We start from the raw sequence: 11,373 nt of genomic DNA, 5'->3' as shown, positions 1-11,373 counted from the left end.
GCGCGCATGAAGCCCGATCTTCTGCAAACCTATCCGCTTCAGCCGCAGATCGAAGCCGAACTGCAAAAGCGCTTCAGGGTCTATCGCTGGCACGAAATATCCGACAAGCAGGCGTTTCTCCAGGCGGAGGCAGCGTCGATAAAGGCTGTCGTCACCGGCGGCCATATCGGCCTCACCCTTGAGCTTGCCGCCTGTCTGCCCGCTCTCGAAATCGTTGCCATCAATGGCGTCGGCTTCGACAAGGTCGATCTCGACCAGGCCCGCGCGCGCGGTTTCAGGGTGACGAACACGCCTGACGTGCTGACGGAGGATGTGGCCGATCTTGCCATCGGTCTCTCTGTCATGCTGCTGCGCCAGCTTGTGCGCGCCGATCATCATGTCCGCTCCGGGGAGTGGAAAAGAGGCGAAATGCCGCTGGGTAACAAGGCCTCGCGGCGGCGTTACGGCATTTACGGGCTTGGCCGCATAGGCCGCGCCATTGCGGTGCGGCTGGAAGCTTTCAATGCGGAGATTTCCTATTTCAGCCGGCAGAAACAGGACGTGGCCTATGAGTATCATTCGACGGCCATGTCGCTCGCGAGGGACTGCGACGTCCTGATTGTCGCGGCGGCGGCAACGCCGGAGACAAAACACGCGATCAACCGCGAGGTGCTGGAGGCGCTGGGACCGGACGGTGTTCTCGTCAACGTCGCCAGAGGGTCTCTGGTGGATGAAAAGGCGCTGGTTGATGTTCTTGTGGCAGGCGGGCTGAAGGGTGCAGCGCTCGATGTCTTCGAGAACGAACCGCATGTTCCCGAGGCGCTGATCGGCATGCGCAATGTCGTTCTCGCTCCGCATATCGGCGCTGCGACGCATGAGACGCGGCTTGAGATGGGCGCTCTGGTTCTCGCCAATCTGGATGCACATTTCGCGGGACGGGACCTGCCGACCGCAGTGGTCTAGAATGTGCTGGTGGCTGGCATCGGCAACGTACGCCCCATCGGCCGGGTTGCCGCATCGCCGAATTTGGCGCATTCGCCATCCATACAAGTTGCTTATTACTCCAAAAAAAATCGGTCTTAGGCAAGCGACGAAAGCTTCACTACTGTTTGCTCAACGATAGGGGACAAACATGCCATTCTCAGACTACAAGACCGCACTCGTAACCGGCGCATCTTCCGGAATTGGCGCCGCTGTCGTCGAGCGACTTTGCCGTGAAGGGCTGGAAGTGCATGCGGTTGCCAGAAGTGTGGACGCCCTCAACCAGCTGGCGAAGCGCACGGGCTGTTTCGCACATGCCATAGATGTGACAGACCGGGCGGCGCTCGCGAAGCTCACCAGTGAGGTGGCGTTCGATGTTCTCGTGAACAATGCCGGTGTCGACCGCCCGAAGAAATTTCTGGAAGCGGATGAGAGTGATATCGATCTCCTGATCGACGTCAACCTGCGCGCCGTGCTGCATCTCTGCCGCATGGTGGTGCCGGGCATGGTGGCGCGCGATCGCGGCCATGTCATCAACATCTCCTCGATTGCCGGCAATTATAATTTCGGTGGCAATTCCACCTATCACGCCAGCAAGGCAGGCGTGGCGATGCTGTCCAACCAGCTGCGCATCGATGCTTTCGGTAAACGCGTGCGGGTGACGGAAATCTGCCCTGGCCGCGTCGCAACCGACATCTTCAACCATGTTCATGGCGATGATCCGAGCATTCGCGAACGTTTCATCGATGGTTTCGAGCTGCCGCAGGCCTCCGATATCGCCGATGCGATCGCGTTTGCCATCGCTGCGCCCGTGGCCATGAATATTGGCCACATGGAAATTACCCCGACGCTTCAGGTCATGGGCGGTCTGCAGACGGCCAAGCCCCAAACGGTTGAAAATCGACCAACTGAAAATAAGGCTGCGGCGGGTGGAGCCGGAGGAAGAGTCGCGTGAGCGGTTTTGACCTCTGGGCAATTCTGAACAATGCGGACTACGTCTCGATGTTTTTGCATGGCATCCAGATGACGTTCATCATCTATGCCGGCTCATGGCTGCTTGCCATGTCGCTCGCCATCGTGCTGCTTGCCATCCGCCTGTCGCCTTTCCGCTTCGGTGATCCGCTGGTGGCGGCCTATGTGTCCTATCACCGCAACGTGCCGACGCTGGTGCAGCTGATGCTGTGGTATTTCGGCGTGTTCACGCTGCTGCCGAGCGGACTGGCCAGCTGGCTTTCGAGCCATAATGCCGAAGCGATCTTCGCCATTATCGGTCTCGGTCTTTGTCAGGCTGCATATTTCAGCGAGGATCTGCGCTCCGGCGTTCGTTCGATCAATCCCGGCCAGATGGAGGCCGCACGTGCGCTCGGGCATAGCTATGTCTCGGCCATGCGTTTCGTCATCATGCCGCAGGGCGTTCGCAATGCGCTGCCGCCGCTGATCAATCACAGCACGTCCCTCTTCAAGAACAGCAGTCTCGGCGTTCTGATCGGTGCACCGGAACTGACACATGCCGTCAAGGAAGTTGAGAATCTGAGTTTCCGGACGTTTGAGGTCTATCTGGCCGCCACCGTGCTTTATCTGTTCTTCTCGCTGCTGATCATGGGTCTTGGAGCCTATATCTCCATGCGAGCCGATCCTCTCCGGAGGGCACGGGCATGATCCACGACATGATCGCAATCATCCAGGATTACTGGCTGCTGCTCCTCATCGGCCAATATCCCAACGGGCCGCTCGGCGGGCTTGCCAACACGCTTATCCTGTCGGCGCTCAGCATCGCGCTCGCCTTTCCCGTCAGCATCCTGATGGCGCTGGCGCGGCTGTCGAAATGGCGGCTCCTGCGCTGGCCGGTCACCGCCTTGGTCTATTTCACCCGCGGCGTGCCGCTGCTGATGCTCATTCTCTGGAGCTATTTTCTCGTTCCGCTCTGGACCGGCGCCGACGTGCCGAGCTTTGTCACCATGCTGACCACGCTCGTCATCTATCAGGGCGCTTTCATGAGCGAAGTCGTGCGCGCCGGCATCGTATCGCTGGGCACGGGGCAGATGGATGCGGCGCGGGCGCTCGGCCACGGCTATTTCAGCGCGATGCGTTACATCATCCTGCCGCAGGCGCTCTACAACATGATTCCGAGCCTGATATCGACCTTCGTATCCACCATCAAGGACACGACCCTCGGCTACGTCATCAATGTGCCTGACCTGACCTTTGCGGCGAACCAGGTGAACAACCAGCTCCTGACCCAGCCCTTCCAGGTCTTCCTCATTCTGGCGCTGGTCTATTACATCATCTGCTGGTCGCTCACCCAAGTCGCCAATCTTCTCGAGCGCCGCATCGCCCGCCGGCGCGCCGGCCCGCGCGGCAAGCTTGCCGTTGACACCGCACCGGCCCCCGCCAATATCGTTACGGAGCAGCTATGACCGCGCCAGTTTCCGCCACTCAGGACTACACCATCACGCTTTCGCAGGTCTGCAAAAGCTATGGCGATTATCAGGTGCTCAAGGATGTCAACGAAAACGTCACCCGTGGCGAGGTCGTGGTCATCTGTGGGCCGTCGGGTTCCGGCAAGTCCACCCTTATCCGCACGATCAACCGTCTGGAGGAGATCAGCAGCGGCTCGATCATGCTGGATGGCAGGAACATCCATGCCCAGATGCGCGCCAAGGAGCTGAATGCGCTGCGCAGCCGGGTGGGCTTCGTCTTCCAGAGCTTCAACCTCTTCCCGCATCTTTCGGTGGTGGAAAATGTCTCCATGTCGCCGATCCGGGTGAAGGGTGTTTCCCCGGCGGTTGCGCATGAAAAGGCGCTGAAGCTTCTCGATCGCGTCGGCCTTGCCGACAAGGCCGGTTCCTATCCCGCCCAGCTTTCCGGCGGCCAGCAGCAGCGCGTCGCCATTGCGCGGGCGCTCGCCATGGAGCCGCCGGTCATGCTGTTCGACGAGCCGACCTCAGCGCTCGATCCGGAAATGGTCGGTGAGGTGCTCGCCGTCATGAAGAGCCTCGCTGCCGAAGGCATGACCATGCTCTGCGTCACCCATGAAATGGGCTTTGCCCGTGAAGTGGCCGACCGCATCTGGTTCATCGATGCCGGGCGCATTCTCGAAACCGCGAAACCGGACGAGTTTTTCAAAAATCCGCAACATCCGCGTGCCCAGCGGTTTCTTGCCGATCTGAGACACTAGGACCCAACCTCTATAATAACAGGGAGAACTGAAATGAACTGGAAGTGCATTACTCTTACCGCCATATTGGCGACCTCGGCTGCGGTCATTCCGGCCAAGGCGGATCAACTCGATACGATCATTGCAAACAAGACGCTGCGTTGCGCGACATTCGCCGACGTCCCGCCTTTCGCCTCGCCGGACCCGAAGACGCGTGAAATGGCAGGCTTCGACGTCGATTTGTGCGGCGCTATCGCTAAGGAACTGGGCGTCAAGGCCGAGATCAAGCCGGTGTCGGTCGAAGCGCGCGTTCCAGAAGTCAAGCTCGGCCGCGTCGATCTCTCGGTGGCGAACCTTGCCTATACCCAGAGCCGCGCGGAACAGATCCAGTTCAGCGATCCCTATTATCTGGCTAAGGAAATGCTGATCGTTCCGGTCGACGACCCCGGCACCAAGAAGTCCGATTTCGTCGGCCAGCGCATCGCTTCCAGCAAGGGCTCGACGTCGGAACTCTCCGTCAAGCTCAACAAGTCCGAGCCGCTGACGTTCCAGGATACGGCGTCCGCCTATCTCGCCGTGCAGCAGGGCAAGGCGCGCGGCATCGTTGGCAACACCATGACGATGACCAAGTTCGTCAACGAATCCAAGACCAAGGGCAAGCAGATGCGCATGATCGAAGAGCCGATGCTCTTCCAGCCGATCGGCATTGGCATGGCCAAGGACAATCCGGCGCTGACGGCCAAGATCAACGAGATTCTCCGCAAGCTCGATGCGGATGGCGAGATCAACCGTATCTGGGACAAGTGGCTCGGCCCGAACACCGAATACAAGATGACGCGCACCGACAAGGTCGTGCCTCTTTCCGAATTGAAGTTCGATCCGATCCCCTGAGCTTCGGCTCAGCCTCGGCCATCATTCCATCCATTCAACACCATCATCGGTCGGCGAGACGTTCTCGCCGACGGTTTCAACGTGGGAGGTTTTCATGATCCACATTAAAGATATCGCGCAGCGTCCGGCCAAGGCGGATGTCGAAGCCCTAGCCAAATTCTCTCCCGCCACGATTCATGAGGCGCAGGGACGTCGCGGCGCATTGTCATCCCGGCTGAAGCCGGTCGATTATCGCATGAAGCTCTGCGGTCCGGCCTTCACGGTCAAATGTGCGCCGCGCGACAACATCATGCTGCAGCTTGCCATCAACTATGCCAAGCCGGGCGACATCATCGTCGTTTCCGCCGGCGAATATGAAGAAGCCGGTTCGTTCGGCGACGTTCTCGCCAATGCCTGCCTCGCAAAGGGTATTGGCGGCCTGGTGACCGATACCGGCGTGCGCGACACGCTGCAGCTGCGAGACCTCGGTTTCCCGGTCTTCTCGCTCAGCGTCTGCATCAAGGGCACGGTTAAGGAGACCATTGCCGCGGTCAATGATCAGGTGATCGTCGGCGGTGAGATCATCAATCCGGGCGATATTATCGTCGGTGATGCCGATGGTCTCGTCGTTGTCAGACGCGATGAAGCGCAGGAAGCGGCCAAGCTTTCGCAGGCCCGCGAAGATGCCGAGGCCGGTTACATCGAAGCCTACAAGCAGGGCAAGTCGGTGATCGAGGTCAGCAAGCTCGAGGCTGTGCTGAAAGCCAAGGGCCTCGTGGTCGATATCTGAGAAGTCCGGGGAATGGCCTGGCGGCATTAGCCGCCATGCCGAACCCTCATGGGAGGAGAGACTATGAAAGCGGTTGTCATCCACGCGGCGAAGGATCTGCGGATCGAGGAACGGCCGGACGAACAGCCCGGCCCGGGACAGGTCGAGGTCGCCATCGAGGCGGGCGGCATCTGCGGCTCCGACCTGCATTATTACAATCACGGCGGTTTCGGCACCGTGCGCGTGCGTGAGCCGATGATCCTTGGCCATGAGGTGGCCGGTACCATCAAGGCTTTGGGAGAGGGGGTTTCCGGTCTGGCTGTTGGCGACCGTGTTGCCGTATCGCCGAGCCGGCCCTGCAACCATTGCGAATTCTGCCTGAAGGGTCAGCAGAACCAGTGCCTGAACATGCGCTTTTATGGCTCCGCCATGCCCATGCCGCATATTCAGGGTGCATTCCGCCAACGCCTCGTCGCCGAAGCATACCAGTGCCACAAGGTGCGGGATGGCGTCTCCATCCATGAAGCGGCCATGGCCGAACCCTTCGCGGTAACGCTGCACGGCGTCAACCGCGCCGGCGCATTGACCGACAAACGTGTTCTGGTCACCGGCTGTGGGCCGATCGGTGCGTTGGCGATCATTGCCGCCCGTGCTCATGGGGCTCGGGAAATCGTCGCGACCGACATCATGGATGCGGTTCTGCAAAAGGCGCTCGCCATCGGCGCCGACCGCGTCATCAATGTGGCGAGCGACCCGGATGCGCTCTCCGCCTATTCGGCAAACAAGGGTTATTTCGACGTTCAGTTCGAGGCGTCCGGAAATGAAAGAGCCGTCCGTTCGGGTCTCGAAGCGCTGAAACCCCGCTCTACCGTGGTTCAGCTTGGCCTCGGCGGCGATGTGTCCATTCCGCAGAATATGGTGGTTGCCAAGGAAATCGAGATGAAGGGCACGTTCCGGTTCCATGAGGAATTCGGACTTGCCGTCGATTTCATCAACCAGCGCCGTGTCGACCTGAAGCCCCTGCTGACCGGAACCTTTCCATTGGAAGAAGCGGTTGCGGCATTTGAGGCCGCGGGTGACAGAAGCAGGTCGATGAAGGTTCAACTCGCCTTTTAACGGGCGCCGTTCCCTGATTTCGAAACGGCCGCAGGAAGATTTCGATTGCGGCCGTTTACGCGCGGTTGAAAGATCATTCGGGCCGTGGCCGGACGAAGCGCTGTTCCAGCACCTCGCTTCCCCATTGGCTGCCCGGATGTTCCTCGACACATGCGAAACCATGGGCTTCGTAAAGGTATCGCGCGGCCAAAAGGCCGTTGAATGTCCAGAGGTGGGTTTCGGCAAACCCTCTTTCATCAACGAAGGCCAACGCAGTCTCCAGCAGCCTGCGTCCCACACCGCCACCGCGTACGCCGTCATCAACGATGAACCAGCGCAGATGCGCAATATCCGCTCCGAGATCTTCACCATCGATAGCGACGGAGCCGATGATCTCCTGTCCACGCATTGCGACCCAGATCGCATTCTTCGGGCTTTCGAGCCGGTTGCAGAAAGCCGCGAGGCCTTCGGCCACGACGGATTCGAAACGCTGGCCGAAACCGGATGTCCGGGCGTAATAAAGCGCATGCATCTGCGTGATACGGGCAATGATACCCGGCCTGTACCCCTCCTGGATCTCTATGGAGGGAGCAACGGTATCGGTCCGGTCTCCCAGCGCATCGGCGTAAAGACGGAGCCCTTGGAGGATCGTGTGGGCATCCGCCGACGTAAGCTGCGTCAGGGCGTCAGAGACCTGCCGGTTCGCAAAGCCGTGAATGGCGCCCACCTTCTCCTGCCCTTTCCCCGTCAGACGCAACCGCTTGATACGGCTATCCTCCTCATCCGTTTCTTCGCGAACATCGCCGGAAAGCACGAGCTTGCGCAGCATGCGGCTGACACTCGATTTTTCAAGCCGCAGCAGCTTTCCCAGATCCCGCGCCGTGATGTTGGGGCATGTCTCGATCTCGATCAGTGCATGCACGGCGGAGGGCGGCAGATCGGTGCCGGCAAAATCTCCGCCCATGAAGCCGAGTTCGCGGACGAGCCGGCGCGAGGTGGAGCGGATATCGCTTACGGGGACAGGTTGCTGGGACACGGTTGATCCATTATGGTTGCATCATGCAACCATAATCACATTCTGCTTCGCTTGCCAAGATTGCTGCCAACGTAAAAGGCTGGCTTTCTCAGCAAAAGCGGGCAATCTGCTCTCCCGGTCGCCGACAATGGTGGCTAAACCGATATCATCGGCAAGATGGATGGTCGCTGAGACCGTACGGTGGAATTTCCCGGCCGCGTTCGCGGCAGTTGATTATCCGGCTATGGAGCAGGCATGCCCGACACGCCCCGATTTTTCCGTTATGCGGTTTTAGCCGCCATGTTTCCCGTGGCCGTCCTCGGCCTGGTGGCGACTCCGAACGAATATCGCGCCATCGGCATGAAGGCTGTCGATTGCGATGGCCCCATATCCGTTCTGATTGCCGCCGTGCCGGCGCTTGCGGTCTATGCAATTATCGGCTGGATGTTTCTCTCCGGAGCCAAACGCCATCGGTCGCTGATTTCAGCCTGTTTTTGTGGACTTGTGTGCCTGGCGCTCGTCTGGAATATCGGCATGGCGCTTCAGGAGCAGCGACGAAACGCGGCTGAAATGGCATGCGGTCTCAGTGGTCGATTGTGACCGCGCTCCGCTCAAGTCCTTCTGTAACCGTCCTGCCTGCTCAACGGAACCGAAGGTTTCGGCGTGTAAGCTGATCGACGGAGGTGCAGCCCATCAGCTTCATGCCGCGCTCGATTTCGATACGCATCAGCTCAAGCGCCCGTTCCACGCCCGGTTGCCCGGCGGCGGCAAGGGGGAAAAGGTAATAGCGGCCGAGCCCCACGGCTTTCGCGCCGAGAGACAGTGCTTTCAGAACATGGGTGCCGCGCTGCACGCCGCCATCCATCATCACGTCGATCCGGTCGCCGACCGCATCGACGATCTCGGCCAGTTGATCGAAGGCGCTGCGGGAGCCATCGAGCTGGCGCCCGCCGTGATTGGAAAGCACAATGCCGCTGCAGCCGATTTCCACGGCGCGTCTGGCGTCATCCACCGACATGATGCCTTTAAGGCAGAACGGCCCGCCCCATTCACGCACCATCTGCGCCACATCGTCCCAGTTCATCGAAGGGTCGAGCATGTCGGTGAAATAGCGGCTGATGGAAAGAGCGCCGCCGTCCATTTTGATGTGGTCATCGAGCTGCGGCAGGCTGAAGCGCTCATGTGTCAGGTAATTGATGCCCCAGGCCGGCTTGATGGCGAATTGCGCGATGCCGGAAAGATTGAGCTTGAACGGAATGGCAAAGCCGGTACGCTTGTCGCGCTCGCGGTTGCCGCCCGTGATGCTGTCGACGGTCAGCATCATCGTCTCAACGCCGGCGCTCTTGGCGCGCGCCATCATATCGCGGTTGAGGCCGCGGTCCTTGTGGAAATAGAACTGATAGACCTGCGGGCCGCCGCTGATCCGGCGCGCTTCTTCCAGGCTCGTGGTGCCGAGCGAAGAGACGCCGAACATCGTGCCGTATTTCCCTGCCGCTGCCGCAACCGCCCGTTCCCCTTGATGATGGAAAAGGCGTTGCAGCGCCGTCGGGGAACAATAGACCGGCATGGAGAGCTTCTGCCCCATGACGGTGACCGACATATCCACATCTGCCACGCCCCGCAGCACATCGGGAACGAGATCGCATTTTTCGAAGGCGGCCGTGTTTCTCCGATACGTCACCTCGTCATCGGCAGCACCGTCTATGTAATTGAAGATCGGTCCGGGAAGACGCTGTTTGGCCATGCGGCGAAAATCGTGGAAATTATAGCAGTCTTTGAGTTGCATCTGTTACCCGACCGGTCCGGTTTGAAAGCTTGCAAAAGAGTGTCGGAAACCTATACCGGAGATTTAGGGCGGGCAATCATGCCGTGGACGATTTCCGCAGGCTCAAAGCGATGGATGCCGCGAGGTCGGAACGGCAAGAGCTGTTCTGCAGCGAGAAGCTTCGCTGAAAGCCAGAGAACCGACATCCACATTTCCGTGCCCTGCAGCCCGGCCGGGTGCCCCTCTGCGAAGGCAAAGCCCTTGGTTCTTTGCCAGCGCCCCTCATTTCGGCTCAGAATTTCGCGGGCGATCTCCTTTGCTTCGTCCTGCCGGTGATCCGTCTGTTGCAGGCACAGAAGAAGCGGATGGATCGTATCGAGCAGGTTGCAGGCATTAAAATCCGCGCCATGGAAACCGCCATAGGCGCGATAGTTGGCGATAACGGAGTCAATTGCTGCTTCCGGATAGGGAAGGGGCAGGCCAAATTGTGCGTAAGAGCCGCGGGTAAGCCGGTAAAAGCCGTTGACCGGTTGCAGCAGGCCCTGTGCGGCAGTCGGCTCACCCCAAAGCCCGGTGGTTTTATCCACATTCATCGCCAGCCAGCCGAAGAGAACGGTGAGGCTGTCGCCGGATGTGAAATAGCGCCTGTTGAAATAAAGCGCGGTGGCGATGGCATCTATGGTGGCGCCGCAATGCCATGCCCGGCTTTGCCATGGCAACTCTTCCAGCAGGAGGACGAGTTCGTCGGCGCGCAGACGCTCCACGAAAGCGATCGGCTGTTTCGGCGCAGCACCGAAACATTCAAGCGCATATCCGACAGCCAGAATATTATAGAGGACGGCAGGGTCCTTCTCGGGAGGCGTCGAGGGGCGGTGGTCACCGGCGAAAAACAGTCCGGTTTCCTGATCCTGCAGGGCCTGAAGGCTGGCCACGGTTTTTACGGCGTCGAAAGCGATACCTTCCTGTCCGAAGGCCGCCGCGATCTCTATGGCATCGCACAGATGCCTGATGCTTTCGACCTCATGTCCGGATGCATCGGCGGAACGATAGATGCCATCCGCGCCATAGGAGCGGATGGCGGCAAGCCAGTCGCCGGCAATCTCCTGGCCGAGTTTTTGCAGCAGGTGATCGGGCTCCGTCAGCTTCGGTGCGGCCGCTTTTCCTCCGCGGTATCGCAGAACCCGGGCGGGAACGCCGCCTGCAATTGCCATGGCGGGAATGTCTTTCGCCACCACCGCGCCTGCGGCGATAACAGCGCCGCGTCCTATCTTCACGCCATCAAGCACAACCGCATTGGCGCCGATCCAGACGTCGTCACCGATCTCTATCCCGAGCGAGGTCAGCGGTTGGCGATAGATCGGAGTTTCAATGTCGTCGAAACCATGGTTGAAGCCGACGATGCTGACATGTGAGGCGATACGCACGCCGTTGCCGATCGTCACCTTGCCGGAAAGACAGGCATAGGGATTGATCGAGACATTTTCACCCAGTTCGATATTGCCGCGCACGATTGCATAACCGGCGACCCACGACTGCGCACCCATCAATAACCTGTCCGTATGCACCTCGGCCTTGTCGGCAATGTAAACGCCCTGCCCGAAAACGGCGTTGGCGGAGCGCTCAAGGCCGCGCAGCCGCGCCTGATGGTCGGGGCTGTCGATATCCTCCTGCTTCCGCTCCCAGGTCAGGATGTTCAGCCGATCCGGCCTTTGGGAGACACCCGGTGTGTCGTCGGTCATCTC

12 protein-coding genes are annotated in these 11,373 nt (G+C 59.9%); 9 read left to right on the top strand and 3 right to left on the bottom strand.

What is annotated here, in order from left to right; translation table 11 throughout:
• The first annotated feature begins 6 nt into the window (after window positions 1-6).
• From QRN60_RS18595 to QRN60_RS18560, 8 genes are all read left to right on the top strand, one after another.
• Window positions 7-942, top strand: a complete 936-nt coding sequence (locus QRN60_RS18595) for a 2-hydroxyacid dehydrogenase (protein WP_129565230.1) — start codon at window positions 7-9, stop codon at window positions 940-942.
• 169 nt (window positions 943-1,111) lie between these two features.
• The gene (locus QRN60_RS18590; RefSeq protein WP_003505984.1) at window positions 1,112-1,915 is read left to right on the top strand and encodes an SDR family oxidoreductase; all 804 of its coding nucleotides are present in this window, start codon (window positions 1,112-1,114) and stop codon (window positions 1,913-1,915) included.
• On the top strand, window positions 1,912-2,619 hold the full coding sequence (locus QRN60_RS18585; RefSeq protein WP_112346882.1) for an amino acid ABC transporter permease: 708 nt from the start codon (window positions 1,912-1,914) through the stop codon (window positions 2,617-2,619). Before QRN60_RS18590 ends, QRN60_RS18585 begins: the two co-directional genes overlap by 4 nt.
• Entirely contained in the window at window positions 2,616-3,377 is a 762-nt protein-coding gene (locus tag QRN60_RS18580; protein WP_111834231.1) for an amino acid ABC transporter permease, read from the top strand. The genes QRN60_RS18585 and QRN60_RS18580 overlap by 4 nt, the downstream gene beginning before the upstream one ends.
• Window positions 3,374-4,138: an amino acid ABC transporter ATP-binding protein gene (locus tag QRN60_RS18575; protein ID WP_003505989.1), complete on the top strand. Its 765-nt coding sequence runs from the start codon at window positions 3,374-3,376 to the stop codon at window positions 4,136-4,138. The genes QRN60_RS18580 and QRN60_RS18575 overlap by 4 nt, the downstream gene beginning before the upstream one ends.
• Window positions 4,139-4,171: 33 nt before the next feature.
• On the top strand, window positions 4,172-5,008 hold the full coding sequence (locus tag QRN60_RS18570; protein ID WP_026363393.1) for an ABC transporter substrate-binding protein: 837 nt from the start codon (window positions 4,172-4,174) through the stop codon (window positions 5,006-5,008).
• A 94-nt stretch (window positions 5,009-5,102) separates the two neighbouring features.
• Window positions 5,103-5,777, top strand: coding sequence for a 4-carboxy-4-hydroxy-2-oxoadipate aldolase/oxaloacetate decarboxylase (locus QRN60_RS18565; RefSeq protein WP_003505993.1), 675 nt, complete (start codon window positions 5,103-5,105; stop codon window positions 5,775-5,777).
• Window positions 5,778-5,840: 63 nt separating this feature from the next.
• Window positions 5,841-6,872 carry an L-idonate 5-dehydrogenase gene (locus tag QRN60_RS18560; RefSeq protein ID WP_020810697.1) on the top strand — a complete coding sequence of 344 codons (1,032 nt, stop codon included), beginning with the start codon at window positions 5,841-5,843 and terminating at the stop codon, window positions 6,870-6,872.
• Window positions 6,873-6,945: 73 nt separating this feature from the next.
• Here the strand turns inward: QRN60_RS18560 and QRN60_RS18555 are convergent, their stop codons facing one another.
• Window positions 6,946-7,887: a bifunctional helix-turn-helix transcriptional regulator/GNAT family N-acetyltransferase gene (locus tag QRN60_RS18555; RefSeq protein ID WP_087746153.1), complete on the bottom strand. Its 942-nt coding sequence runs from the start codon at window positions 7,885-7,887 to the stop codon at window positions 6,946-6,948.
• 234 nt (window positions 7,888-8,121) lie between these two features.
• On the opposite strand from QRN60_RS18555, the gene QRN60_RS18550 reads away from it, so the two are divergent.
• Window positions 8,122-8,466 (top strand): hypothetical protein, encoded by a 345-nt coding sequence (locus QRN60_RS18550; protein ID WP_129565231.1) that lies wholly within the window; start codon window positions 8,122-8,124, stop codon window positions 8,464-8,466.
• A gap of 40 nt (window positions 8,467-8,506) precedes the next feature.
• On the opposite strand, the gene QRN60_RS18545 is transcribed toward QRN60_RS18550, so the two are convergent.
• Together QRN60_RS18545 and QRN60_RS18540 are read right to left on the bottom strand one after the other, a co-directional pair.
• Complete coding sequence (locus QRN60_RS18545) at window positions 8,507-9,652, bottom strand: alpha-hydroxy acid oxidase (RefSeq protein ID WP_003519654.1); 1,146 nt, start codon at window positions 9,650-9,652, stop codon at window positions 8,507-8,509.
• Window positions 9,653-9,702: 50 nt separating this feature from the next.
• Window positions 9,703-11,370, bottom strand: a complete 1,668-nt coding sequence (locus tag QRN60_RS18540; protein ID WP_113083047.1) for an acyltransferase — start codon at window positions 11,368-11,370, stop codon at window positions 9,703-9,705.
• Window positions 11,371-11,373 lie beyond the last annotated feature (3 nt).

The sequence above is a fragment of the Agrobacterium sp. CFBP2214 genome, from assembly GCF_030209895.1.
GTDB classification, from domain to species: Bacteria; Pseudomonadota; Alphaproteobacteria; order Rhizobiales; family Rhizobiaceae; genus Agrobacterium; species Agrobacterium radiobacter.
Note: the sequence above shows the minus strand (reverse complement) of the source record. Positions and strands in the feature narration are given on the sequence as shown.

Bases quoted from the DNA above. Each gene is read 5' to 3' on its own strand.
- QRN60_RS18580 (WP_111834231.1), top strand. From the start codon at position 2,616: ATGATCCACGACATGATCGCAATCATCCAGGATTACTGGCTGCTGCTC.
- QRN60_RS18550 (WP_129565231.1), top strand. From the start codon at position 8,122: ATGCCCGACACGCCCCGATTTTTCCGTTATGCGGTTTTAGCCGCCATG.
- QRN60_RS18590 (WP_003505984.1), top strand. From the start codon at position 1,112: ATGCCATTCTCAGACTACAAGACCGCACTCGTAACCGGCGCATCTTCC.
- QRN60_RS18540 (WP_113083047.1), bottom strand. From the start codon at position 11,370: ATGACCGACGACACACCGGGTGTCTCCCAAAGGCCGGATCGGCTGAAC.
- QRN60_RS18545 (WP_003519654.1), bottom strand. From the start codon at position 9,652: ATGCAACTCAAAGACTGCTATAATTTCCACGATTTTCGCCGCATGGCC.
- QRN60_RS18560 (WP_020810697.1), top strand. From the start codon at position 5,841: ATGAAAGCGGTTGTCATCCACGCGGCGAAGGATCTGCGGATCGAGGAA.
- QRN60_RS18595 (WP_129565230.1), top strand. From the start codon at position 7: ATGAAGCCCGATCTTCTGCAAACCTATCCGCTTCAGCCGCAGATCGAA.
- QRN60_RS18575 (WP_003505989.1), top strand. From the start codon at position 3,374: ATGACCGCGCCAGTTTCCGCCACTCAGGACTACACCATCACGCTTTCG.
- QRN60_RS18570 (WP_026363393.1), top strand. From the start codon at position 4,172: ATGAACTGGAAGTGCATTACTCTTACCGCCATATTGGCGACCTCGGCT.
- QRN60_RS18565 (WP_003505993.1), top strand. From the start codon at position 5,103: ATGATCCACATTAAAGATATCGCGCAGCGTCCGGCCAAGGCGGATGTC.